We start from the raw sequence: 26,259 nt of genomic DNA, 5'->3' as shown, positions 1-26,259 counted from the left end.
GTTTCAATGGTAAAAAATGCAGATTCCCAAAGTTAGGGGCGTAGAATTACCAGTCTTGAAACATTATGCGGCTACTGCGTATACCTGTTCGCGATAAGCACGGGGGGTAACTCCCATCACACTCTTAAAGAATTTGGTAAAATTCGACGGATCGTCGAAGTGAAGTTTATAGCCTATTTCAGCGACTGTCAAATCAGTATTCCGGATGAGATTCTGTGCTTCAAAAGCTGTTCGTTCGCGAATGTGCTGCAATGCTGTTTTGCCCGTGTATTTTTTCAGAATGTCGCTCAAATAATGCGGGTGAATATGCAATCGCTCAGCCGCTTCGTGAACGGTTAGCAAAACAGGAGCTTCCTGATTGGGATCGGGCAGATAATACATCTGCAACAAACTCTGAAATCGTTCGACCATGGAGATCGGTTGCGAGTACTCAATAGCCGAAAGTGTCTGCCGGTAAATCTGACGTTCCTTAATTAATAGCGCCTGTAATAAATGATAAATTAGATCCAGTCGATCCGCCTTTGACCGATTTGGATTGTTAAACTCCTTATCAATCAGATCAAATTGACTATATAGCTCGTCAACTTCAGCCGGGGAAATGTGAATGAGCGGCTGCGCACCTTTGCGATAAAACGGATATTCACTCATCGGATCGGATAGCACCGAGCGCTTCCGCACAAACTCCGACGTAAACATGATTACGTACCCACGCCATTGATCCTGCTTATGAATTGATCGCACCGTCCAGGGGCGAAGTACATACAACGTTCCCGGCTTAATCTGATACGGAACGCCATCCAGATGAATTGTACCCGTTCCTTCCGTCACTAAAGCCGCCACATATGTACTACTCCGAAATGGCGGAATCACCTCTCCTGGCCCACCGAATTGTTCAAATGGAAAAATTCCGAAACAACGATTGGTCGTATCAATGGACTTCACAGCCTTCAGAAAATCGGGCAGATTATCGTAATAAGGGATGGGCTGAGTTTCCATAGGTTAACGAATACGATACTTGTCCAAAAGAGAGAAATGAGCTAACTAGTAAAACTTACGAGAGTAATACTACTCAATAAGCGATATAGCCGTAAGTAGTATTGAACAAAACCAAGATATCAATAGCAGCTCATTTCCACTTCTAACTTATGCTCAGGCAATTTAGTTGCATTTTTCCAGAATAGCGCACTCCAGCAATTGTCTTATTTCAAGAGAAAATTGCTACGACGAAAGAGTTTATTGGTACAAATCGACAACGAAAAAGAAGTCAGACAGGAAATCAATTATAGACCTGCTATCAGCTAATTCGTATCGATGGAACTAGTTCGTATCGATATACTTTATAATCAGGATTAGAAATAGTCGTAATTTTGCGGCCACAACAAAAAATAGATCTATCATGCCAAAGGCACAGATGAACACCGACAAGGGCACTATGCTGATCGAATTTTTCGATAAAGATGCCCCAAAAGCGGTCAATAACTTTATTACGCTTGCTAAAAAAGGATTTTATAACGGCGTTACCTTCCACCGGGTTATCCCTAATTTCATGATTCAGGGTGGCGACCCGACCGGAACAGGTGCCGGTGGCCCAGGCTACACGATCGATTGTGAGTTAACCGGCGAAAATCAGTACCACGACCGGGGAGTATTATCGATGGCGCACCGGGGCCGCAACACGGGTGGTTCGCAATTCTTTATCTGCCATAATCGCCAGAATACCGCCCACCTCGACCGTAACCATACGGTTTTCGGTAAAGTAGTTGAAGGCCTGGATGTGATCGATGAAATCCGTCAGGGTGATAAAATCAACAGCATTACAGTTCTGGAAGACGAATAGAGTTTACCTCACCCCCAGCCCCTCTCCTAAAACAGGAGAGGGATTTACTACCGAATTCTCCCCTCTCCTGTTTTAGGAGAGGGGCTGGGGGTGAGGTGAGCTAACTATAAGCCGGTGTTTTTCGCGAGACTAACCCGACAACAGCTAATCCTACGGCTATCACCGCGCTAGCCATAGCTACCAATCGAATCTGGCTATAATCTGCCTGCTCTACACCAATGGCTGCGTAAGCCCAGGCAAAAACCAAAATATACGCGACGCTCCGAAACCGATTAAATACGATTGCCCCAACCAACAGCCCCACAACCAGAATAGCCATTGCCCACATAGGTTCGCTCAGATTTAGTAAACTAAAATCTGTCGCTTTCAGATAGACCGCTACGTTCAGAATAGTAGCTACCGTCAGCCAACCGAAGTAAATCGAGAAAGGGATACGAGCCAGCCAGGTTTCTGTTGGTGATGCGGCCACTTCGGGCAATGTAGCGTCTTGATCAATAGGCAAAAGGGACGTATAAGGCCGAGCCAACAGATTTTGCTCAATCACGACCATCGAAATCAGCATGACCAGAATTACGATCAAGGCGAACCCAATACGCTCGTTGTTGAATAATGGACTCCAGATGGCGTTGCAAAAGGCGTTCAGCACAACCCACCACCGAACGGCCTGAAAACGAGGATTAGCTCGTTGTGCAGGTAAAGCCTGATAAATAGCGAAAGCGAGCAGGCCAAGGAAAATAAGCCCCCAAATAGAAAACGCATAACCGGCCGGTGTGATCAGCGTATGGTATTTATCAGAAACATCGCCGTTCGTCTGCCCACCAAATAGTCCTGCGTTAGACAGGTAGTTCATCACAATCAGCGTGATGATGCTAAACACTACTAAGAATTGCTGTAGTCTATTCTTATCCATAAAAAGAAACCCCTTAGTTAATACGGCTATCAACTAAGGGGTTTATGTGAATGTTTCTCAATCTATTACAGCTCCAGAATCTTGAACTCGGTTCGGCGATTGCGCTGGTGTTCTTCTTCGGTTTTGGCGTTTTTGACAATGAGTACGCTTTCGCCGTATCCTTTATACGTCAGTCGATCGGCCTCAATACCTTTCGATACAATATATTCCACCGCTGATTTGGCCCGATTCTGTGACAGTTTCTGGTTATAGGCGTCACTAGCGCGTGTATCGGTATGCGATCCCAACTCAATTTTTAGTGTCGGGTTGTCCTGTAAAATCGCAACCAGCTTATCGAGTTCGACAGCCGCGTCCGGGCGAATATTATACTTATCAAGATCGTAATAGATATTTTCCAGTACGAACGTTTTGTTCAGGATCGCCTTGTCGAGCAATAGATCGACGGTAAACGTTGTATCGGTTTGAGGCTTTGTCAGGAAGATTTGCGGAATGCTTTTCCCCTGCATCGTAAACTGCTCCCGACGAGTCAAATACCCTTTTCGCTGGGCCAAAACGGTATAATCTTTGCCTTCCACCAAGGGATATTTACCAAATGTTCCAGGCTTCCCAGTAACGGCTTCAGCAATTGGCTGACCCGTTGCATCGTCCAGAATTTTTACGGTTGCCGAATCGAGCGGTGTAACTGGCGTTTCGTTAGCCGAAACGGTTCCGGCTAAGAAATAACGAACCGCTTTGATTGCATTAGCCGGGGGATTCTGTGCGATCGTTGTGGTATCGGTATCTGGGCCTTCCTGGAAGAAATAAATGTCATCGTCGCCTTTACCACCAGCGCGATTCGACGCGATAAATCCTTTGTTCGAATCCGTATAAATCAGTCCAAAATCATCGGATGGTGAGTTGATCGGCTGACCCATATTTTCAACGCGGGTAACACCCCCCGAGCGAGTAGCAACGAAAACGTCCAGTTTCCCAAGTCCCGGATGCCCATCCGAAGCAAAGTATAATTTGGCGTTGGCTCCTACATACGGAAACATCTCATCACCAGGCGTATTGATATCACGACCCATATTTACAGGACGGCTGAACCGGCCCGATGCATCAATACTCGTGCGATACAAATCAATACCACCCGCTCCACCCGCGCGGTTTGAGGCAAAATAGAGCGTTTTTCCGTCTCCCGAAAAAGCGGGCGAACCATCCCAGGCGGTTGAATCACTGATCGGTAATCGCATTGGCTGGCTCCAGTTATTGCCCTCCTGTAATCGGCTGATATACAAGTCAACATCTAAGCCACCTTTGCGTTTGCCATTGTTTCCCCGCGCAAAAATCATGGTCTTGCCATCTTTCGTGAATGCGGGGGTTCCTTCATTCACATCACCCTGAAATACATTCGTACTGAACGGTTCGGGAGCCGGCGCAGTACCGGTTTCGTCGATCTTCTGATTCAGTTTCGTTTTGTACAACCCCAGCATTGGCAGACCATTGTTTTTATACACCTGATCTTTTCGCGACGCCGTAAAAATCAACTCCTCTCCTCGAACAACTGGTGCAAACTCAGCCCCCGTCGAGTTGAGGTTATTCATGTTTCGCAGGGTAATCAGCGATTTATTCTTCGCGATAATATCAATGGCTTTCAGCGTTTCTACCTCGCGTCTTGCCTTGTCGAGCGTAGTTTTCGACGTTGTTTTTGGCGCATTTGCTACGAATTCCTGCATTTGCTTTAAAGCATCCGCATAATTCCCCTGCGATTTTAACGCGTAGGCATAATTCAGCCGAGCATCTGGCTCAGTTGTATTGGCTTCGATAGCTTTCTGATAGAATGGAGCCGCTTCACCGAATCGATTGGATAATCGGTAGGATTCGGCGGTATAATAATTCAATCGAGCTTGATCAATGGTTCCTTTTGATGCTTTCTGAAACTGGGTCAACGCCAGATTATATTCCCCCGCATCGAAATGGCGAACGCCCTTTTTATATGCCTGCATGGCCGAGTTACAACCCGACAGACCGAGGGTCAGGCCCACCGCCACCAGCAGCACAGACGACGTAATGGTTTTCATAAAGAGTATAGAGCAGAACTTCTGCGCCCAAGTTAAGGTAAATTTTGGGCCAGTCTTACTGTAAACGAACAGAATCGTTGAATTATTGAAGGATGTTCAAGGTTCAATTAGGCCCTTTTGCGCTTATTAATTATAGCCTGTCCAACTTCTCTTCTACCCGACTTTTTTCCAGGAATTGCCTATAATTTTTAATGTGCAGAATGTCGTGTACGGCCTGCTTTTTATCGGCAACTTCTTCGTAATAGGCTTTGCAAATGATGTATCCAATCCAATAGCCCAGATCAGCCGGTTTATCAGGCGTTTCCTGACTCGAATTAGCAATCCAGTTCGACGCTTTGTTCAGATACATTTCCTTTTTAAAATCAGCCCAGATTTGCTTCTCACGCCCTTTGGCAAAAACGGCTAGTCGCGGATTTGCTGTTTTACCCGAAATGAGTTCGCCCAGGAAATCAGCCATTCCTTCGACTAAGGCCGCTCGGAGTAGAGTCGTATCGCTGGCGAGGTTATTCTGTTGAAAATGAATCAGTTCATGCGCGACTACATTAGGTACTTCTTTGAGATTACTAAAGTTATTTTTTTGCCAAAGCGTTAATTCTGACGTTGGAATAGCGGGTGTTCGAGCGTTTTGATCCAGCCCAATAATTAACCCATTATTCGTCGCTGTTCCACCACTACTAAAACAGCCCATCACAAAATACACGTTGGGAAACTTAGCCTCTGGATATAGCTCTTTGAACTTGACAAAGCTGTCGATCATCTGACCTTTCTGCTCCTCGACCTTTAGCGTATTGGGTCGGAGAGCCGCGTAAAACTGCGGTAGCTTATCGTAACTTTTTACGAATCTACTCACCGTCTGAATCTTATACTGGTAATAATCCTGCAAACCGGGCGAAGCTTTCGCTAGATAAACATCCCGAAAAATTTGCGCTCGTCGGTTGGTATCTTTCTTAGCCTGGGCGTAGGCATCCCAAAAATTGCGAATGTCAGTCGTGATCAACTGAGCCTTCAATGGATCATCGCTAGATGTTTGAATAGGCTTAATGTGCTTAATGAGTGGCAGCCAGCGTTTATCGGCGTGTAAATATTTTAAATCAGTGTCATTCGAAATATTATTCAGGTTGTTATATCCGTAGGTTTTGACCGACAATGTCAGGTATTTAAACGCCTGTTCGATCTTTCCCGTCAAGGCGTAACAACAACTAGCATCATAATAAACCCCTTTTCGTTGGAACGGAAACTCGGCAGCCTCGCCAGCTTTCACATAAAAAGTAGAAGCTACCGCAAATGACTTCGCATTGTAAGAACTATCAGCCTTCCATTTTAACGTACTGAATGACTGGGCTTTTAGCTGAGTGGCAAATAGACTAAGTAGTAGATAGATTAGAAAAGAATGTTTCATACAGTCAAGTAATAAATTAAAAATGGGGATAATTTTTTGTCATTCTGACCGCCGGGAAGAATCTTAAGCTTGCTTTAGAGGGGACTTTGAGATTCTTCCCGGCGGTCAGAATGACAAAAATGTCCCAAGTTTGAACAAAAAGGGCAGTCGAATTTACTTGCTTAAAACAGAAAAACGCCACCAGATTATGATAAACTGATGGCGTTTCTTATATGTACTTTAATTATGCTTGTTGTGCTGCACTTACTTCTTCGGTTGCTTCCGCATACGCTTCGATAGGAACACAGGCACAAACCAGATTCCGATCTCCATAGGCAGAATCGACCCGGCTAACGCTTGGCCAGAATTTGCGAGCTCGCACTTGAGGAAGCGGATAAACTGCTTTTTCCCGGCTGTATGGACGAGTCCAATTGTCGCTCAAAGCAACTGTTGCCGTGTGCGGAGCATGTTTCAGAACGTTGCTGGCTTTATCAGCTTCACCATTTTCGATTTCGCGAACTTCATTGCGAATGGCAATCATGGCATCGCAGAAACGGTCAAGTTCGGCTTTAGACTCCGATTCTGTTGGCTCGATCATCAACGTACCCGCTACCGGGAACGAAACGGTTGGCGCGTGGAAACCATAGTCCATCAGACGCTTGGCAATATCTTCCACTTCAACACCCGTTGCAGCCTTAAATGGGCGACAGTCGATAATCATCTCATGCGCACAACGGCCATTAGTACCGGTATAGAGTGTATCGTAATGACCTTCTAACCGCGCCTTGATGTAGTTCGCATTCAGAATAGCCCGTTTGGTTGCGTTCGTTACACCTTCGCCACCCATCATGGCAATGTATGCATACGAAATCGTAAGGATGCTGGCCGAACCGTACGCACCGGCCGAAACAGCTCCTGCAGAACCAACTCGTACACCTTTCCCTTCAAAAACGTGTCCTGGCAAGAAAGGTACTAGCTGTGGCGCTACACCGATGGGTCCCATACCCGGTCCGCCACCGCCGTGAGGAATGCAAAACGTTTTATGCAGGTTCAAGTGGCAAACGTCGGCACCAATGGTCGCTGGCGACGTTAGACCTACCTGTGCATTCATGTTGGCACCATCCATATACACTTGTCCACCATGTTTGTGGATAATCGCGCAAATTTCTTTAATACCCTCCTCAAATACGCCGTGCGTCGATGGGTAAGTAGCCATCAGACAGGAAAGATCATTACTATATTGCTCGGCTTTGGCTTTCAGATCAGGAATGTCAATGTTGCCACGCTCGTCGCATTTTACAATGATCACTTTCATTCCTGCCATAACTGCACTGGCCGGATTGGTTCCGTGAGCAGATTGCGGAATCAAGGCAATGTTTCGGTGGGTATCGCCCCGGTTTTCGTGATAAGCCCGAATCACCATCAATCCAGCATATTCACCCTGAGCACCCGAGTTAGGTTGCAACGACATAGCTGCAAAACCCGTAATCTCGCAAAGCCAGGCGCTTAAATCCGTAAATAGTTGCTGATAACCCGTTGTCTGATCCTTTGGGGCAAATGGGTGCATTTTACCAAATTCCGGCCATGTTACAGGAATCATTTCGGCAGTAGCATTCAGTTTCATTGTACAGCTACCGAGCGAAATCATCGAATGCACCAGCGAAAGGTCTTTTTCTTCCAGTGATTTCAGGTACCGCAGCATTTCATGCTCCGTATGATGCGTATTAAACACTGGATGCGTCAGGTAATCGGATGTACGTACCAGCGCTTCTGGCCACGTAATCTCAAGCCCTTCTAGGATAGCGTCCATATCGGCCTTTACACCGAATACGGTCAACAGTTCTGTTAGATCGTGGAACGTTTTCGCTTCATCGAACGACACGGTTACGTGCTCATCATCTGGCAAATAGCGTAGATTAATCTGAGCGGCACGAGCCGATTTCCGCAGTGATTCAACATCATTGACTTTGATGGTAACCGTATCAAAATAATCTTCGGTACTGACTTCGTGAGCGCTCCAGCGTAAAGCCGTTGCAAACGCTTTTGTCAGTGCATGTACTTGTTCGGCAATGGCACGTAGGCGTTTGGGACCGTGATAGACAGCATAACTGCTCGCCATAACAGCCAATAAAACCTGCGCTGTACAGATATTAGACGTTGCTTTTTCCCGGCGAATGTGCTGCTCGCGGGTTTGTAACGCCATCCGTAAAGCTGGTTTTCCTTCGGCATCCTGCGAAACGCCGATAATCCGACCTGGAATTTGTCGCTTATAGGCATCCCGTGTGGCGAAGAAAGCCGCGTGGGGACCACCGTAACCCATCGGAACACCGAAACGTTGTGAATTACCCACCACAACGTCAGCCCCCATTTCACCGGGCGATTTTAATAAGGTTAACGCCAATAAATCGGCCGCAACAGCTGTATTAATACCCAATTCATGAGCAGCCGCAATCAGATCAGTATAGTCAAATACCTGACCATCCGTAGCTGGGTATTGGAGCAACATTCCGAAAATTTCCCCACTCGTCAGATCAACAGTTTTGTGATCGCCAACGAGGACCTTGATATCCAGCGGAGTAGCTCGCGTGATGACCACATCAATCGTTTGCGGATGACACCGATCCGACACAAAGAAGGTATCCGCATTTTTCTTCGCTGCCGGTCGCAACGCGTACAGCATGTGCATCGCTTCGGCGGCTGCGGTACCTTCGTCTAGTAACGATGCGTTGGCTAAATCCATACCGGTCAGGTCTGACACAACCGTCTGGAAATTCAGGAGCGCTTCGAGCCGTCCCTGGGCGATTTCCGCCTGATAGGGCGTATAAGCCGTGTACCAAGCCGGATTTTCCAGAATGTTCCGGAGAATAACGTTTGGCGTAATGGTATCGTAATAGCCCGTACCAATGTACGATTTGAAGACTTTATTCTGCCCTGCCAATTTTTTAAAGTCTGTCAGAAATTGCTGCTCAGATTTAGGCTGGGGCAAATTGAGTGGTTTATCAAGTCGGATGGCTTTCGGAACCGTTTGCTCGATAAGTTGATCGATCGAATCGACGCCGATTGTTTTAAGCATGTCGGCCTGAGCCGCTTCGGTCTGACCGTGGTGACGGTCTTCAAATATGTCTGTCTGCTGAAGAGTTAACCTCATTGAAGAATAGCTTCTGTTAAGAATGCGTCGTAAGTGTATTGCAAATTTACATGATGACAGCCACAAAAGCCGTATCTATAAGGCAATTGTATAGCGAGTCCTGTCAGTACGCTCCTTGTCTAATCGTGAATAATGCGCTATACTTACACCTCAACTTTCGAAGAAACTGCCCAATGGCACTTGTTACGGCCGCATTCCCGTTTATTTTCCAACGCCTATTTCCTGCCAAAAGCGCTAGTTACGAAGCTCGGTCAGCCTCGCATTCAGCCACTATTCAACAAAATTCTTCATTCGCAACGAAATCATCAGGAATTGCTGTTTTTCAATACGTTATCTTACGTATCATCCTGCTAATTCCGGTCATTATTTATTACGCTACTATTTATACGAATGCCTTTAATTTCCCATACGAGGATGATCTGAACAGCGCACTCGCGTTCATTTCCGATTATGCCTTCAACGGATTAGGAGCTTGGGATAAGTTAAAACTGATTTTTTCGCAGTACAATGAGCATCGCATCGTTTTTGACCGGCTCATTTTCCTGGCAGATTATGGTCTGTTTGGGCAATTGAATTTCAGACACTTAATTCTGATTGGAAACCTGGCTCCTTTACTGATTGCCTATTTATTTCTAAAGGTTGTTTTTAGAACTTTACCGCTACAGCAAAGACTTTTATATCTCATCCCCGTTGCCTACTCCTTGTTCTCCTTTCAATACTGGGAATTATCGACCTGGAGCATGGCGGCTTTGCAGAATTTGTATGTGATTCCATTTGCTATGTTCAGTTTGTATAGTCTATGCAAATCGAATCGGACGGCTTTTGCCTGGGCGTGTGTTGCCGCTGTAGCCGCTACATACACGAGCGGAAACGGTCTGTTCACGTTTATAGCCGGTGCAGGTATACTACTTTTACTCAAATCGTATCAAAAGCTGGCTGTATGGGTTCTTATTGCGGCAGTAAGCATTGGCCTTTACTTCCTGAATTACATACGGCCCCCGTATCACCCCGATATCGTCGATTCATTAGTGAATCATACAGGCCGGGCTATTGCTTATTTTTTCACGCTCATTGGCTCGCAGATAGGCCCTGGCAGACAAAAGTTAGCTTTGTTATTCGGCCTTTTCTCTCTGTTGGTGACGCTGGGGTTGGTTGGATATCTCGTTTATCAGAAAAAGCTTATCCAGCATTTGCCCTTACTTGGCTGGATCGCTTTTCTTTATCTTACCTGTCTATCGTTGATGGCTTCGCGTTCTGGAATGGGTGTCGAACAGGCATTTACGCCCCGTTACGGCATTGTCGCCGTTATGGTTTTTGCTACGCAGGCCGTATTAGCCATCGAAACCATCACCCAGCGCTATTTTCGGCTGGGTGTTGCGGGGATTTATATCCTTATCAGCATTTTCTTTTATGTATCAGCTAACAATCAGGGCAATCGACGTCGAATCGAAGACCGAACCCGGCAAATGCGATACAACAGCGCGCTTTATCAGGAAAACCCGAAGAATGTGTCTTTGCATTGGGGAAATCAGGAGATTGCTGGTTCCCTTTTTAACGATGCCATTAAAAAAGGCTTTTATCAGGTACCAAAACTTACTTTCAGCGATCTTCAAAGCAAAACCTATCCTTTCGATTTAGCAAAGCTGGTAACATCAACCAACATTACTTCGGACGTAAAACCCTACAACTCGGGCGATTTTCTAGTCATTTATCGGGCCTGGGCGCAGCTAAACAATGAAACGCCACGGAATCTCACTGTCCAATTGATTGCCAGATCAGCAACTGCTGCGTATGGTGTTGATACCTACAAACACACCTGGGATGATCGTGGCGACTACACACTGGGTCGCCAGTACACGCAACCCGGCTTTTCGTGCGTTCTGAACAAGAAGAGTTTAAAACCTGGCCGATACCAACTCTGGCTTTATGTAACGAGTGGCGATCAAACAGCTTGTCAGCCACTAGCTATTACATTGGATACCTAGCTCAAAAGCTGGCCCTATTTTTGAATACGTACTGCGTAAATACCGTATAACCCATTGCTTTACGTACGATCATGAACTGCCGTATCTGCACAAGCGAAGCCACCGAACTGTTTAGGGCAACCGTTCTGAACAAATACGAGGTAAGCTATTTTGAATGTCCAACCTGTAAACTTGTGCAGACCGAATCGCCTTACTGGTTGAGCGAAGCTTATCAGAGTGCCTTTACATCAACCGATACGGGTACGCTACAGCGCAATCATATTTTAGGGAAATCCGCAATTGCTGTTGCGTTTTTTCTCTTTGACAGAAACGGGAAATTTGTTGATTACGCTGGCGGGTATGGTCTTCTAGCCCGTTTTATGCGCGATGCGGGTTTTGATTTTTACAGTACCGACCCGTATGCACCGAACTTGTTAGCCAAAGGATTTGATGCAGCGCCCGGCCGATATGAAATGGCGACAGCTTTCGAATGCTTTGAGCATTTCGAGTATCCAGCCAGGGATTTAGCCAAAATCATGGCGTATTCCGATAATCTATTTTTCACGACGCAGCCCTGCCCCAAACCAGCTCCAAAGATTCAGGATTGGTGGTATTATGCTCCGCATCATGGGCAGCATATTGCTCTGTATCGCCCGGAAACGCTGGCTTATTTAGGGAAGCAGGTTGGCTTGCACTACTATAATCTACTTAACTATCACCTGTTTACGCGCAAAAAATTACCCTCTTTCATCTTTCCATTATTAGTAGCGGCTGGCCGATTTGGGCTATCATCGGTGCTTCGGCTTTTCCTGAAAAGTCGCACAATATCCGATGCGGAGTTATTAGAGAAACGTGCTCAGACAGATGTGTTCATTTCTGAATCGAAAGAGGGTTAATTAATTATGAACGTAGCACCTGTCCTGTTCGTTATTTTTAATCGGCCTGACACAACCGAACTCGTTTTCCAGCAAATTCGAAAAGCTCGTCCAACGCAGTTGTTTATTGCTGCCGACGGCCCTCGTCCGAATCGCCCAGACGATGCAAGCCGTTGTGCACAAGCACGTTCCATCGTAGCTAATGTTGATTGGCCATGTACGGTAAAAACGTTGTTTCGAGAGCAAAATCTGGGTTGTAAACGAGCGGTATCTTCAGCCATCAACTGGTTTTTTCAGCATGTCGAAGAAGGGATCATTCTGGAAGATGATTGTTTGCCTGATCCCACCTTTTTTTCGTTCTGTACCGAACTGCTTGCCAAATACCGGAACGATTCCCATGTAATGCATATTGGCGGGGTAACGTTTCAGGCAAAGCGCCATGCCGCCGAAACAGTTTCTTACTATTTTTCAGGATTTGCACCTATCTGGGGTTGGGCTACCTGGCGACGAGCCTGGCAGAAATATGACGTTAACCCAAGCGAAAACGCCAAGCATGTTTCCTTAACAGCCCCTTATTTCAACGAGCGACTTCGCTGGTTTTTGAAAGAAATTATAGCTGGTCGATTAGATACCTGGGATACGCAATGGCTCGTAGCGATACGACGCTGGGACGGTCTCTCAATAATTCCACGCGTGAGTCTGATTCAAAACATTGGTTTTGGTCTAGGCGCTACGCATACCGTCCGCGCCCCCGGCTGGCTGGCCGATATGACTGTAGGCTCTATTGATTTTCTGGTTCACCCGAAAGAGGTGAAAATTGATACAGAAGCCGATTGGTACGATGCTACTCATATTCACCGTCAGCCCTGGTACATGAAGGCCGTCGAATCGATTTACTTCTCGCTCAAAGGCTTATTAGCAAGTACATCAAAATCGATTAATGCCTGACGTATAGCGTCATTTACTCGCTGTACATCCAAACGTTGAATCTCTACGGGTGCTGTTGCTACAACCGAGGGAGCCAGCTCCGTAAAACGGCCTTCCCATTGGTCGAAAAATTCGGGATAAATGTGCCGTACATGGGAAGCGATTTCCTTCGGATACGGATGCCAGCGAACGATTGCCTTTCCCGCTGAAAGCGACAAACAGGGCGTTCCCACGGCAGCAGCTATGTGAACAATACCAGAGTCGTTTGCCAGAACTAGCGTTGCCTTTTTCACGACACCCACTAATTCAGGCTGCGACAATTTTCCCATCAGCGATAGCATTGAAATATAGTCTGGAACGTGTTGCCTAAGCTCGTCATAGAGAGGTATTTCACCCTTTGTACCTGTTACAACAATTGCTAATTTGGGACGCAATGAATTAAGCCAGATCAGGCTTTCGGCAAACCGCTCCATCGGCCATATTTTGTCAGGAGCGCCTGCACCGGGAGAAATGACCACGAATGAATTCGGTAATTCGATACGAAGCTTTGGGGCAGCGGGTAAATTAAGCGGAAGCAATGGTAAGGTTTCACCGAGAATCTGACTGAAGAGTTGCCGATTACGTTCCGCTTCAAAGACAATTTCCTTTACTGAATGAAATAATTGTGTAAAATAAGTATTTCCCCAACTGGCTTCAATCCGGCTACAATTAGCCAAATCCGTTTCGCAGCCCATGCGGGTAGTCGCTCCGGCAACCCGCGTCATAAAATCATCAAGTACCAATACGCGACTATAGGTTGGATTGATAGATATGCTAAACGATTGTTTTCGCAATTCTCGACCAATCGCGAAACGATAGAAAGGGCGGGTTGAGAGTTTGTAAATATCAATCCAGATCGTTGAATCAAACAGGTCAGTATCAGCAAACTCGGCCATGTCTCGAAAGGCGATGTTGCCAGCCAGACAAAACGAATAATGCTGATAAACTGGATGTTTTTTCAGTAAACGAATGTAGTTCCGAACTAATAAATAATCCCCAAGCGAATCGAGTTTGAGAAGTAATAAGGTAGGCTTTTCTGTTTTCTGCCGACGTGTTGACCAGATGACTAATGTATCTACTAGCCAGAGCACTCCATCAATCGCTAACAACACCGGTTGCAGTATTGGTGAGGTTTTGAGAAGTCGTATTGCTCGCTTCAGATCCACTCGTCAGAGATTTATTTTTTTCTCAGTTCAAACATTCCACAGCCAAAACTGCACCCAAAACTTTGCGCGGCCTCCGGCGAATAATAATCGAGGTCGTAATGCACGTTATCTTTATCATCAATCAGCCAGAACTGATCAATCGAATAGCGTTCACTCAGCATTTTCACTAGATAATCCACCCGAAACACCCGATGAGCATTAAACACAATTCCCTGTTTGGTACTGACGGGTACGGAGAAGTAGAAACGTCCGCCGGGTTTTAAAACGCGATAAATATTATCTAATGCTTTCAAATGACCCTGAACGTCAATCGGGTCACCATAACGACCCAGGCCGAAATGCTCGATTACGTGTAGCGAACTGATTGAATCGGTGTATTCGATCAGTTCATCCGGTAAGTGCATGAAATCGACTTGCCGAAAGGTAACATTCGGGATAGGGCGGGTTAACGGACGTATATCAAATAGCTCAATGGGTCGGAAAGACGCTACATGGGCCACAAATCCGTCGATACGCGAGCCAATATCGACATGCTGTTTGGGAGCATTTTTAAATATGCGTTGAGCGATGATCAAATCCTGATCAAAATAATGATGCGTTAGCTGTCCGCTTTCAACGTACCGATCGCTTAGCACCGGATAATAATCAATAATAGGAAAATCAGGCTGCTTATCGACTTGGCTGCGAATCTGATTCAGGTCTCGAAGGAACGAAGAGGTTCCCTGAACACTATGTCCGGCGTCGCGTAACTTTTGCGACAGTAAACGATTAATTTTGTTCAGCATAGTTTACGACTGATCACAGTCAGTTTCTTTCAATATGATTACGTTCAGTCAGTTAGGTACGTTACCGTGGGGCCGCCTGGGAAACCAATTGTTTTGCATAGCATCCACCATTGGAATAGCCCATCGAAACAATCAACCTTTCGTTTTCCCTCCTTGGTCTTATTCAACCTACTTCGCGAACCCCTTACCGACTGGCACAGTATCTAATCTACAAATTTACGACCAACCTCGTTTCTCCTATAATCCAGTCGATCTACCAACTGGCAACTGGGACTTAAGAGGTTCGTTTCAAAGCGAATCTTTTTTCAAAGAAGCCGAATCGCAGGTGCGGCACTTCTTTAAACCTTCGCCCGACGTCAACACCTATTTACGCGAAAAATACAGCCATCTTCTTTCCGGTACGACTTGTAGTTTACACGTACGCCGGGGTGACTATGTTCGGCAGCGAGCCGCTTTTCCTCCTCAACCGCTTGCGTATTATCAGCACGCGATTCGTCAATTTCCAAGTGACACAACGTTTCTCGTTTTCTCCGACGATATTGCCTGGTGCCAAGGTCAATTTACTGGCGACCAATTTCACTTTATCGAAGGCGAAAAAGACATCATCGACCTTTTTCTGATGAGCCAATGTACCCATCACATCATATCGAACAGCAGTTTCAGTTGGTGGGGCGCCTGGCTGAATCCTAATCCAGCTAAAACCGTTTATTGTCCGCCTTATTGGTTTGGCCCCGCCGTATCACCCCGACCGCAACATTACGCCCGCGATTTGTATGCATCCGGCTTTACTATACTCCCTTTACCTGACGTAAATCCACAGCTAAAAGCAATGGCATATGCGCTGTCTTACCCAGTATACGCCTTATTCTTTGAAACCATCAAATTAGGCATTCGTACACTACGCTGGACAGGATTGTGGAAGTAAAACTGAGATCGGTAAGCTTTTCCCGAAAAACCATTTTTGTCATTCTGACGAAGAAGAGTATTTTATGCTTCTCTTAGCTATTTAAGCAACCTATAGATACCTACAATGAGCTGATTATGTTGCCGATGAAGCCACTGCACCGACGACGAACGCATGTGCCGACGAAGGGTATTTTCATCTTCTAGAAATTGTTCAACATATCTCGCTCCCCCTTTCGATTGACTGTGAATTCGGAAAGCGGAAACGGGCTCATTTAGGATAGCTGGTATACTATCCTGAGCTAACCGCAACCAGAAATCATAGTCCATTGTATAGTGCAACGATTCATCTAAATAACCAATCCGATCATGAACTGCCCGTCGCCAGAAAGTTGATGGTTGACAGATTGCGTTAGTTACTCCTAAATAAGCATTTACCGAAAGCCCTCGTAATGTCTTTTTGTACTGTTGAATCGGTTTTTGTATCTGCTTTCCGGCCTCATCAACAATCAAACAATCAGCTGTTAACCACTGCTCATCTGGATGATCAGCAAAATATTTACCTACTAAATGTAAAGCTCCGGGCAGGAAATAATCGTCGGAATTTAACCAGCAGATAATATCGCCTTTGGCTCGATGCAGTCCTTTATTGATGGCATCGGTTTGTCCGCGATCTTTTTCTGAAATTATAGTGATGTCTTTCTTATAAGCTTCCAGCACAGCCAAGGTTTGATCGGTTGAGCCACCGTCCATGACGATATATTCCAGCTTTGGATAGTGCTGGGATAAAACCGACTCAACTGTTTGCTGAATGAATTGGCCCTGATTGTAGGAAGGAGTAATAACCGTTATCGCCGGAAGTTCCATGCGAATTACAAAACAGGTTCAGAAGGAACAGAATCCGGTTGATCGACCGGTTTAGCCTCCGCTTTGAGTTTTTCAAGGTCTTTCCGCATGTATGCCATCTCCTGCGTAAGATCCCGAATCTGATTCTGCAATTTGGAGATAACCACGGATAAGTGAACCAGAAAGACTAATATGGCAAACAAAGCAGCCATAAAGACCAGCGAAGGCGGGTAAAACACGCCCAACATGGCCGAAATCTGCTCTAACCCATGTCGCCAGACCGAAAACAGAATCAGCACGAACGTGCAGAGTATCCATATAATCGAGTATTCTTCACGCAGCCGTCCCCGGATAATAAGCCGGAAGATCGTCAGCATGAACAACGTCGCGCCGATGATGCTGATAATCTGGATGGTAAACGGAATGGATTCCATATTAACAAGGGATAGGGCTTGGGTCTTTTCGACCCCGCAGCCGAATATAGACGAACAGTATTCCCAGCGTCACTTTCAGCATGTAATAGAGCGCCTGGGTCGATCCAATGGACGAAACACCTCCCTGCCGCTCCTTCATCTGCACAGGTACCTCCTTAATACGTAATTGATTCAATCCAAATTGTACAATCGCTTCTGGTTCAGGATATTCATCGGGATAATACTGATCGACAAGGCACAGTGTCTTACGATTAAATGCCCGATAACCCGACGTACTATCGTAAACCGTCTGACCAATTAACCAGCGATTCAGTCGACGGAAATAATTGATACCGATTCGTCGAATAGCTGTAGATTGAAAACCAGATTTTTCAATAAATCGTGAGCCAATCACTACATCCGCTTCATCAGCGAATAGAGGTTCCAGTATCTTAACTAATTCGTCAGCAGGATGTTGGCCATCTCCATCCATTTGTATGGCAATGTCGTAATTATTCCGATACGCATACCGATATCCGGCCTGCATAGCCCCCCCAATCCCTAAATTAATTGGCAGATTAAGATACTGACAATCATCTATTTGCTTAAGGCAAGCCAGCGTTCCATCCGTTGAGCAGTCATTAACGACCAATACATCCAGCGGCAATTCATACCGGTTTTTAACCCGACGAATATCCGCTACTACCGACGTAATAGACGCTTCCTCGTTATAGCAGGGAATAATGACCAGAATGCGTTTTTGTGTTGATCGTGTCATTAGTCGGTGCGTTCGTAAATTCGAATTGAACCCATATTATTAATCAATTTGGCACAGCGAACTTCAACAGCTTGCGGCTCCCGGTCAAAGATCAGGTATTTTACGTCCAGTTTCTTAAATCGAGGAGAGCACGGGTCCATTGCCACAACATAGCCATCCTCGAAATTCTGCTGGATAACAACACTATCTTTTCCGTCGATGTAGGTTTGATACACTGTATGGGCATAGCGATTGTAGGCAGAATCTCGTTTCGCCACCGGATCAAGAACTTTCATGATATTTCGAGCCGGTAACGTTTTCACGCCCGAGAGTAGATTAACTCCGGTAGCCGTTACCAGATAAGATATATACTGACTACCAAAAACAACCCATCGCTTATTCGGGTCACGTTTGTCGATGTCCTGAACCGTCTTGTAAAGCGCGTGTTCGGTGATTGGGGCCAGTCCAACTTCTACGGGATTGAACTTTAGATTAGGCAACAAAAACAGAGTAATCGCTCCGGCGAAAATGGCATCCCTATATTTAATGTCTAGATTCATCAGCAACAACGCGTTTATACCGGTGAAAAAGACGACGGGCATAAACATCTGATAGGATTTGAATAAGCCATCAGAGTCGTTTAGATTGACATAGGCCGTATAAGTAACGTAGCCAAGTACAACTGCTACGCCTAATGCTTTGGCCGGGAATCCTGTCAGTAACTTATTCTGATGCAGGTAAGCGAGATAAATAATCGCCAACATCACCTCCGCAATTCCCATCGGCACTTGCGTACGTCGTGTAGGACTCATGCTCATCAGCGTTCCTTCAGCCAGCCATTTTGGCCAACCATATTCAATCCAGGAAAACTGCGCCAGAATCCAGAGGGACAGCAAGGCCAGCATCCAGTCAACACGGCGTTTGGCAATAAAATAGACTAGCAAGCTCCCCGCGATGATTGGCGTGAAGGTCAAATAGTGCGATAACTCACAGATATTCAGCCAGCTTTTCGGATACTTATCAGGCGAAATCAGCCACGAATAATAATCGGAAAACCAGTTTGCAATGAAGCCTGTCCCCCCCGATTCTGACCGACGGCCTGGGTATACTGTGTGCATCATCGCGTCAATTGTAGGCTTCAAATCTTGGTAGGATGTGTAGAAAAGTGCTCCAACCAAAACGACAGCGCCTGCTCCGATTCCAACCGACGTTAATTGCCTGGCAGTGAACGTAAACTGCGATTTGTTCCGCAAGCAATAGGTGACAAACAGAATTAGAAATGTGTAGCCCAGCGGAACCTGATAGGGCGGATATACCAGAATCGCCGAGCTAAATAATGCCCAGGCTAATAATAACCCCCAACCGATTGTACCAATTATTTTTTGCTTGCCGAACAAGATATAAGCCCCACTCACAAATAAGAGCGAGAACATCCCGATTGCCGTATCACAGCCGCCGTTCCAGAACTGCGATGCGGATGATAAATAGAGCCATACGCTTCCGAAAACGGATAGTAAAAAGTTATTGCCTGTCAGCAGCATGAATAAGAGAAACGACAGGAGCAAAACGGAGAAATAGCAGAAATTCGATTGCCACGCAATAGCCTGTTCAGGCCCTAAAAAGAAATGGCCCCAGAGGAAAGGCTTAAAAATCATTAAGGCATGCTTCGCGGGAGCGCCTAACAAAGCGATATTTTCTCCGCCAAGTGTTTCGTTGGCAACTGGATAGCCTTTGTTAATGTTCGACAGCGTGTTCGGGACCCAAACCGCGTATTCATCCATTCGGATTTGCCGGGGCGTACCTGCTATAATTCCTCGTTTCAGGTCCGATCCGTCCGGAATAAGCTGATTCCAGATGGCAACGGATAGGGTATGAATTTTTAAAAGAGATAGTACTATAAAAAGACCCGCTACAATCCCGATATATAATTTAGTTGGCCGGTCGAATCGGATCAGTTCAAAACCTCTTTCTGAAGAACCTGCTTCCTGGCGTGACTCGGTAGGCGCAGTGGACTCAGGTCGCTGCTGAGACACCTTCTGAGGAGATGGCTCCAAGACATCCGTCGTAGGAACTTTCGGTTTAGCTACGGGTGAAGCAGGACGCTTTTTGCTCGACTTTGACATAAAATACAGGCAGATAGCTGCCAGCAAGAAATGGATATATGGGTTATAGAAGCACTAGGAATCAATCAAAATTAGGGATATCCCCTATCTGGTCCAAACAAGAGTTGTCAGATAACGATACGTTAAAGTCAACTCGTATGTGGCTCTTGACAAAAACCGGGCCGAAAATTTGGCTCTCGTTTAACTTTTAGGACCGGTTATTGCTAGGCTACCTTCCGAGCCATCATTTTTTCTAAATTTGATCGCTTGATACTTCCCATGATGCATCTTTTGAAGCGAATTCTTCCGCTACTATTAGGGCTGATTTTACTGGCTTATGTTCTTAAAGGAATATCGTTTGAAGACATTGGAACTCAGTTCAAACAAGCCGACTACTGGTGGATTCTACTAACGGGATTCCTAACGACGCTTACCTTCTTTGTGCGCGGTATGCGCTCCACCCAACCATTATTGGCTTTAGGGTATCACCCAACGACGTTCCGCGTAACCATTGCCCTGCTGGCCGGTACTATCGCCGGAATGATTGTTCCGGGATCGGGTGAACTAACTCGCTGCGCTACCTTACAACGTACAGATGGTATTGCTTTCTCCCATGCGGTAGGTGCTGTGCTTGCCGAACGTGTTCTCGATTTCTTTGTCCTGATTGGAGTCTGTTTATTGACCTTTACGCTCGAATATGTACGTCTGCAAACGTATTTCAGTGGCTACGCGCTCAATGTACCTTCAGGACTCGGGTGGATACTGCTTAGTGTAGGTGTATTGGCTGCTGGTCTGATCTACTGGTTTTTTATGCGTACGGATTGGTCGGCACCCAGATGGCAGCATCCTTTTATTCAGAAAGTTATTGGCTTTATCAGGGGGCTACGTCAGGGATTATTATCGCTAAAGAAATTACCGAATCCTGCACTATTTATATTCCTGACTGTTCTAAATCAGGTGATGGCCTGGCTAATGACGTATTCGCTCATGATGTCCCTCGAAAGTACGCGCGAACTACCGATCTTATCCGTATTAACTATCGAAACAGTTTCTTTAGTCGCCGGTGTGCTTATACCCACTCAGGGAGGCATTGGCAGTTATCACCTGCTCGTTAGTCGAGTATTGACGCTCTATGGTTTCTCAATACATAATGCAACCGTACTGGCTACATTTCTACATGCTGTAGGCTTTTTTTTCAATCTGCTCATCAGCAGTATTGGCTTCCTGATTGCTTCTTTACTAGTTACCCGCAAGCCTATAACCGTTCAAAAGTCAGCGACAGACGTATAAGTTTATCCTATTCTGTTGTAGCTTAGCTAGTTGAAACGATTAACCAAAACCACTGAATGACATCTCATCAACTCTTACTGGCCGCTGGCTTGTTTACGCTTCCGTATGCAGGCATGGCACAGGACAAATTCGCCAATACCATTACGGCATCTGATCTTGAAAAAAACCTTCGTGTGCTGGCCGCTGACGATATGGAAGGCCGCGAAACCGGAACTCGAGGACAACGTAAAGCAGCTGAATACATCGCGAATCAGTTTGCAGCAGAAGGATTAAAACCAATTGTCAAAACAGATGACGGCAAAGAAGCCTATCAACAGGTATTTACACTATATCGAAAAACCTGGGGTGATTTCTACGTCAATGCGGGAGGTAAACGCTTTGAAGCGCAGAAAGACTTCATGCCGAATGGCCTTTTTTACGTACCTGCCGAAACGTCGTACGAAACGATATTTGTCGGATACGGCATTGGCGAGTCGAATTATGATGATTATGCAGGGCGCGACGTAAAAGGCAAAGCCGTTGTCATGTTGGATGACGAGCCCGCAACAGCTGACGGCAAAAAATTGGTAAGCGGCAGTAGCGAAGCTTCGAAATGGGGAGGACCGAATGGCTGGCGCGCGAAAAGTACGTTAGCCAAAGAAAAAGGTGCCGCGCAAGTGTTTATCGTTTCAGCTGAATCGGCAGATGCGTTTAAGCAGTTGCTCGCTCAGCGTGGTGCTTTACAGGCGCGAATGAATCGACTGATGCTAAAGCCCGGTACTGAAAATGTAGGCTCCGTTGGTGTACTGCTGATTACAGCGGATATGGCCGCCAGCCTTTTGAACACATCGGCAGCTACGATTACCCAGACAAAAGAACAATTAGCGAAATCAGCAAAACCCGAAGCTTCATTACTGGCGGGAAAAGTAAGTCTTAAAGCGGATCGGATAGAAGAAAAAACGCAGTCGTCGAATGTGCTGGGTTTCCTGGAAGGCACTGACAAAAAAGATGAAGTTTTAGTCATTTCATCGCATTACGACCACATTGGTATTAGCCCCGACGGTCAGATTAACAACGGTGCCAACGACGACGGTTCGGGAACGGTTTCGGTGTTGGAAATTGCCCAGGCGTTTGCCAAAGCGAAAGCGGCTGGAAAAGGCCCTCGTCGATCCATCCTGTTTCTGACCGTATCGGGCGAAGAGAAGGGTCTTTTAGGCTCGCAGTATTACGCAGACATGAATCCCGTAATTCCTCTCGACAAAACGGTAGCTGATCTGAACATCGACATGGTGGGTCGCGTAGACGATCTGCACCAAGGGAAATCAGACAATTACATTTATGTGATTGGTTCGGACAAACTGTCGTCAGAATTACACAAAATCAGCGAAGAAACGAACAAGAAATACATCAATATGGAGCTGGATTACAAATACAATGATCCGCAGGACCCACAACGTATTTACTACCGCTCCGACCATTACAACTTCGCTAAACACCAGATTCCCATTATCTTCTATTTCAACGGTCTCCATGCGGATTACCACAAACCAACGGATGATATTGAAAAGATCGATTTCAAATTAGCCGAAAAATCTGCCCGTTTAGTCTTCTACACCGCCTGGGATATCGCCAACCGAGATCAAAAATTAGTAGTTGATAGCCACAAGCAGTAAGTAAACGTAATTATCGAAAAGCCCGGCTAATCGCATACATGATTAACCGGGCTTTTCGATGATTACACCTGACGTGAACGCTAATCAGCTCTGCTAACCAGCCTATCCGCGTCTTCTCGGCGAATGTTTCTTGTTAGCAGGTGAATAATAGCCCAGGCAGTAAGGTAGGTGAATCCGCAGATGGTGAATAGAATGTTATAGCCTCCGCCCAGATTTCCAGCCGCCTTATACGAATCAAGCAAACTACCGACGAGCATCGGGAAAAAGATACCACCAACGGCACCGGCCATACCGGCAATACCCGCAGCTGAACTGACGGCCTGTTTCGGGAATAAATCCGATGCCATCGTAAAGACATTGGTAGCCCAGGCCTGGTGAACCGCTACGGCCAAACTAATTAGTCCAACTGCCACCCAAACGTCTGTAACAAATTGAATCAGAATTACAGATAATTCAATAATCGCAAAGGCAAACAAGACCGTTTTGCGCGCTTTCAGCGTTGGCCAGCCTTTTTTGATGAGCCAGGAAGATAAATAACCACCGCCAATGCTACCAGCCGTAGTAGCCAAATAAACCAACATCAGCTCTACGCTCGGTTTCTTCAAATCCAGCTTGAACATCGATGAGAAATAGGATGGTAACCAAAACAAAAAGAACCAGTAAATCGGGTCGATTAGTCCTTTGCCCGTAATCAGTGCCCAGGTTTGCGGTAAGGCAAACAAACTCCCCCATTTTACCGACGTCTTTGCTTCTGGTTCTGCCTCTTGACCGCTCGTGATGTAGTTATATTCTTCGGTGGTTAATCGTTCTTGTTTTGCCGGAACATCGTAAAAAATAATCCAGAAAATCAGCCAAACGAAACCTAAGGCGCCCGTTATCCAGAATACTTCCTGCCAACCATAATTGCTTAAAATCCAGGGAACAATGAGCAAAGCAGCGACTACACCAACACTGGTTCCGGCATTGAAAAGGCCCGTGGCTAAAGCTCTCTCCTTTTTAGGAAACCATTCCGCAACGGTTTTTACAGCCGCCGGATAATTCCCGGCTTCACCTAACCCTAACCCAACTCGGGCAATACCAAAACCGACTGCACTCCGGGCGACAGCATGCAACATGCCAGCCACACTCCAAAAGACAATCGTAATGGAATAACCAGCCTTGGTTCCCACTCTATCGACGAACCAGCCGAGCAATAACAAACCAACTGCATAAGCCGCCTGAAAAGCCATAACGATCCGGGCAAAATTCGTCTCAGACCAGCCAAATTCGACTTCCAGAATGGGTTTTAATAAACCAATAATCTGACGGTCAAGGTAATTGATGGTTGTAGCTAGAAATAGTAGCACAACAATGATCCAGCGATAGTTACGGATTTTCAAAACGGTACGAGTTTAAGGATAAGGACGGATGATGACTTTAGCGAATAGCTTGGGGAAATTTCCCGTGTCCGTGTCCTCACAGACACCTTTCCGGTAGGAAAATCTCTGCTGACGCACGGGTGTCTGTGAGGACACGGACACGGGGAGGTTTTATAAAATTTATGTTAGGATAGCACCAGTACCTTTCAATTGACTGGCAAAGGCCTGAAAATGTGCTTTTAAGCCAGTCCAGTTTTTCTGATCAATGAATGTTTTATCGAATAGCTGACTGCCAATTCCTAACCCATTCGCTCCAGCATTTATGAATTGATGTAAATTTCCCAGGCTAATTCCGCCCGTGGGCAACAGTTTGATCTGGTTAAGTGGTGCTTTCAAATCTTTAATGTAGCCGGGCCCTAATGCTGTTGTCGGAAACACTTTCACCATCGAAGCACCCAGCGACCACGCTTTGTAAACTTCAGATGGCGTAAACGCACCTGGAAAGATTGGAACACCACTTTTCACGCAGGATTTAATCACTTTTTTGTTCAGAATGGGCGTCACAATAAATTGAGCGCCAGCCGCCAGGGCTTTCTCCAAATCCTCTTCGGTACAGACGGTTCCAGCACCAACATTCAGACTACCCCGATACTTCTCATTTGCATACTGGATTACCTGCTCTGCCCCCGCCGTATTCATGGTAATTTCGATAGTCGTCAGGCCAGCTTCCTGATAAATTGGGAGAATCTGGTGAATATCGTCAATGGATAAACCTCGGATGATACCGACGATGGGCATTTGGGTGAATAATTCCCAGGAGAAAGGCGTTTGATTCATTTCGCAGTTACTTTGGCAGTCTGATTCTGGAATAATATGATTTGGCCAATACTGGCCGCCTGATCAACCAGATCGGCTGGAATGGTGATGGTTCGATGCAGTAGAGCCAGTTCATCCAGGGCTAGTTCGTAGAAACCCGAAAGTTTTGTACCACTACATAAGACCAGGGATGCGTTCTCATTTTTCAGAAGCGGCTGTAATTCAGTACCAATCAGTAGGCCACTCAAATACAGTGCATTTTGCTTTTTAGAAAGTTTGTTAAACAGCTGATTCGTCCGAATCGTGAATAAGCTATTCAAAATCGCTGACGACATTGCCTGCTTTACACCCTGTTTGAACGCTATACTATCCTTGCGGGTAAAGTCGGCGAGATGCGTTGTATCGACAGAATCTTTCAGGATGCTTCGATGAGCCATCAGATCGAACAGTTCGCCCGTCATGTACGTATCAAAATTGACCAGCTGATCATTCTGAATGTACATGTGCTTGGAGTGCGTACCGGGAAAAATGCAGATAGCTTCTTTCGGTTTATCGCCCGTTCGATTGAGTAAGGCAATCAGTCCAATAAGCTGAGTTTCTTCTCCCCGCATTACGTCCTGCTGACTTTTGACCCCTGAAATCAGCATAATATCGTGGGGAAAATTAGCCTGTGACTCAAAGTGCCGAATGCTGGCCTGGCTCCCATCAATGGCGAACGGAAGAGTTGCATATGGAATCTCTTCCATACCAATGGATGATGACGCCATACCCGAAATCACGACTGGAATCGACGCTAGATCCATCGACAGTTTATGCGCCAGTTGATCGATCTGGACTTTCAGTTGCTGGCGAAAAAACTGGTCGCGCGAAATTCGCTGTGTCTCATTAATCGCCTTCCAATTCCCGAACGTCCCCGCAATACCAGCCTGAGATAATACTTCACCAACAGACTGATAGTCAGATGTACGCATCAGTCGCAATCGAAAAAAAGAGGTACCCCAGTCACAGCATAATAAATAAGTATTCATTAGGC

Annotated in this window: 21 protein-coding genes; 7 read left to right on the top strand and 14 right to left on the bottom strand. The window is 46.0% G+C overall.

Translation table 11 applies throughout. From position 1 onward, the window contains the following. Positions 1–63: 63 nt before the first annotated feature. Positions 64–996 carry a helix-turn-helix domain-containing protein gene (locus ACYVE4_RS02815; protein ID WP_460995390.1) on the bottom strand — a complete coding sequence of 311 codons (933 nt, stop codon included), beginning with the start codon at positions 994–996 and terminating at the stop codon, positions 64–66. Between the two features lie 400 nt (positions 997–1,396). Here ACYVE4_RS02815 and ACYVE4_RS02810 point away from each other — a divergent pair, with 400 nt between their 5' ends. Further along, a complete protein-coding gene (locus tag ACYVE4_RS02810) occupies positions 1,397–1,837 on the top strand; it encodes a peptidylprolyl isomerase (RefSeq protein ID WP_460995389.1) in 441 nt (146 codons plus the stop codon). Positions 1,838–1,937: 100 nt separating this feature from the next. Here ACYVE4_RS02810 and ACYVE4_RS02805 read toward each other — a convergent pair whose 3' ends face one another. The 4 genes from ACYVE4_RS02805 to gcvP all read right to left on the bottom strand — a co-directional run bounded on the left by ACYVE4_RS02805 (position 1,938) and on the right by gcvP (position 9,333). After that, positions 1,938–2,747 (bottom strand): TspO/MBR family protein, encoded by an 810-nt coding sequence (locus ACYVE4_RS02805; protein WP_460995388.1) that lies wholly within the window; start codon positions 2,745–2,747, stop codon positions 1,938–1,940. Between the two features lie 65 nt (positions 2,748–2,812). Continuing rightward, entirely contained in the window at positions 2,813–4,807 is a 1,995-nt protein-coding gene (locus ACYVE4_RS02800) for an OmpA family protein (RefSeq protein ID WP_460995387.1), read from the bottom strand. A gap of 130 nt (positions 4,808–4,937) precedes the next feature. Then, positions 4,938–6,206 (bottom strand): gliding motility protein GldB-related protein, encoded by a 1,269-nt coding sequence (locus tag ACYVE4_RS02795; protein ID WP_460995386.1) that lies wholly within the window; start codon positions 6,204–6,206, stop codon positions 4,938–4,940. Between the two features lie 223 nt (positions 6,207–6,429). After that, positions 6,430–9,333 (bottom strand): aminomethyl-transferring glycine dehydrogenase, encoded by a 2,904-nt coding sequence (gcvP, locus tag ACYVE4_RS02790; protein WP_460995385.1) that lies wholly within the window; start codon positions 9,331–9,333, stop codon positions 6,430–6,432. A gap of 173 nt (positions 9,334–9,506) precedes the next feature. On the opposite strand from gcvP, the gene ACYVE4_RS02785 reads away from it, so the two are divergent. The 3 genes from ACYVE4_RS02785 (at position 9,507) to ACYVE4_RS02775 (ending at position 13,120) form a co-directional block, all read left to right on the top strand. Further along, complete coding sequence (locus ACYVE4_RS02785; protein ID WP_460995384.1) at positions 9,507–11,318, top strand: hypothetical protein; 1,812 nt, start codon at positions 9,507–9,509, stop codon at positions 11,316–11,318. A 71-nt stretch (positions 11,319–11,389) separates the two neighbouring features. Beyond that, a complete protein-coding gene (locus ACYVE4_RS02780) occupies positions 11,390–12,193 on the top strand; it encodes a class I SAM-dependent methyltransferase (RefSeq protein ID WP_460995383.1) in 804 nt (267 codons plus the stop codon). A 6-nt stretch (positions 12,194–12,199) separates the two neighbouring features. Next, positions 12,200–13,120, top strand: coding sequence for a nucleotide-diphospho-sugar transferase (locus ACYVE4_RS02775; RefSeq protein WP_460995382.1), 921 nt, complete (start codon positions 12,200–12,202; stop codon positions 13,118–13,120). Here the strand turns inward: ACYVE4_RS02775 and ACYVE4_RS02770 are convergent. Further along, positions 13,066–14,304 (bottom strand): glycosyltransferase family 9 protein, encoded by a 1,239-nt coding sequence (locus ACYVE4_RS02770; RefSeq protein WP_460995381.1) that lies wholly within the window; start codon positions 14,302–14,304, stop codon positions 13,066–13,068. The genes ACYVE4_RS02775 and ACYVE4_RS02770 overlap by 55 nt on opposite strands. 11 nt (positions 14,305–14,315) lie before the next feature. Next, positions 14,316–15,089 carry a DUF268 domain-containing protein gene (locus ACYVE4_RS02765; RefSeq protein WP_460995380.1) on the bottom strand — a complete coding sequence of 258 codons (774 nt, stop codon included), beginning with the start codon at positions 15,087–15,089 and terminating at the stop codon, positions 14,316–14,318. A 34-nt stretch (positions 15,090–15,123) separates the two neighbouring features. Here ACYVE4_RS02765 and ACYVE4_RS02760 point away from each other — a divergent pair, with 34 nt between their 5' ends. After that, on the top strand, positions 15,124–16,014 hold the full coding sequence (locus ACYVE4_RS02760) for an alpha-1,2-fucosyltransferase (protein WP_460995379.1): 891 nt from the start codon (positions 15,124–15,126) through the stop codon (positions 16,012–16,014). Between the two features lie 77 nt (positions 16,015–16,091). Here ACYVE4_RS02760 and ACYVE4_RS02755 read toward each other — a convergent pair whose 3' ends face one another. Genes ACYVE4_RS02755 through ACYVE4_RS02740 form a run of 4 tightly spaced genes read right to left on the bottom strand, consistent with a single transcriptional unit; the run spans position 16,092 to position 20,131 of the window. Continuing rightward, entirely contained in the window at positions 16,092–16,859 is a 768-nt protein-coding gene (locus ACYVE4_RS02755; RefSeq protein WP_460995378.1) for a glycosyltransferase family 2 protein, read from the bottom strand. Between the two features lie 5 nt (positions 16,860–16,864). Then, positions 16,865–17,272: a DUF2304 domain-containing protein gene (locus tag ACYVE4_RS02750; RefSeq protein ID WP_460995377.1), complete on the bottom strand. Its 408-nt coding sequence runs from the start codon at positions 17,270–17,272 to the stop codon at positions 16,865–16,867. Position 17,273: 1 nt separating this feature from the next. After that, positions 17,274–18,029, bottom strand: a complete 756-nt coding sequence (locus ACYVE4_RS02745; RefSeq protein ID WP_460995376.1) for a glycosyltransferase family 2 protein — start codon at positions 18,027–18,029, stop codon at positions 17,274–17,276. Beyond that, on the bottom strand, positions 18,029–20,131 hold the full coding sequence (locus tag ACYVE4_RS02740; protein ID WP_460995375.1) for a DUF7657 domain-containing protein: 2,103 nt from the start codon (positions 20,129–20,131) through the stop codon (positions 18,029–18,031). The genes ACYVE4_RS02745 and ACYVE4_RS02740 overlap by 1 nt, the downstream gene beginning before the upstream one ends. A gap of 258 nt (positions 20,132–20,389) precedes the next feature. Between ACYVE4_RS02740 and ACYVE4_RS02735 the strand changes: the two genes are divergently transcribed. Beyond that, positions 20,390–21,400 carry a lysylphosphatidylglycerol synthase transmembrane domain-containing protein gene (locus ACYVE4_RS02735; protein ID WP_460995374.1) on the top strand — a complete coding sequence of 337 codons (1,011 nt, stop codon included), beginning with the start codon at positions 20,390–20,392 and terminating at the stop codon, positions 21,398–21,400. Between the two features lie 56 nt (positions 21,401–21,456). Beyond that, a complete protein-coding gene (locus ACYVE4_RS02730) occupies positions 21,457–23,052 on the top strand; it encodes a M28 family peptidase (protein WP_460995373.1) in 1,596 nt (531 codons plus the stop codon). A gap of 80 nt (positions 23,053–23,132) precedes the next feature. On the opposite strand, the gene ACYVE4_RS02725 is transcribed toward ACYVE4_RS02730, so the two are convergent. From ACYVE4_RS02725 to ACYVE4_RS02715, 3 genes are all read right to left on the bottom strand, one after another. After that, complete coding sequence (locus tag ACYVE4_RS02725; RefSeq protein ID WP_460995372.1) at positions 23,133–24,431, bottom strand: MFS transporter; 1,299 nt, start codon at positions 24,429–24,431, stop codon at positions 23,133–23,135. 159 nt (positions 24,432–24,590) lie between these two features. Next, a complete protein-coding gene (locus ACYVE4_RS02720; protein ID WP_460995371.1) occupies positions 24,591–25,247 on the bottom strand; it encodes a bifunctional 4-hydroxy-2-oxoglutarate aldolase/2-dehydro-3-deoxy-phosphogluconate aldolase in 657 nt (218 codons plus the stop codon). Further along, on the bottom strand, positions 25,244–26,254 hold the full coding sequence (locus ACYVE4_RS02715) for a 2-dehydro-3-deoxygalactonokinase (protein WP_460995370.1): 1,011 nt from the start codon (positions 26,252–26,254) through the stop codon (positions 25,244–25,246). Before ACYVE4_RS02715 ends, ACYVE4_RS02720 begins: the two co-directional genes overlap by 4 nt. Positions 26,255–26,259: the final 5 nt, after the last annotated feature.

Source organism: Spirosoma harenae, assembly GCF_054776975.1.
The sequence above is the reverse complement of the archived record's forward strand: the minus strand, read 5'-3'. Positions and strand labels throughout refer to the sequence as shown.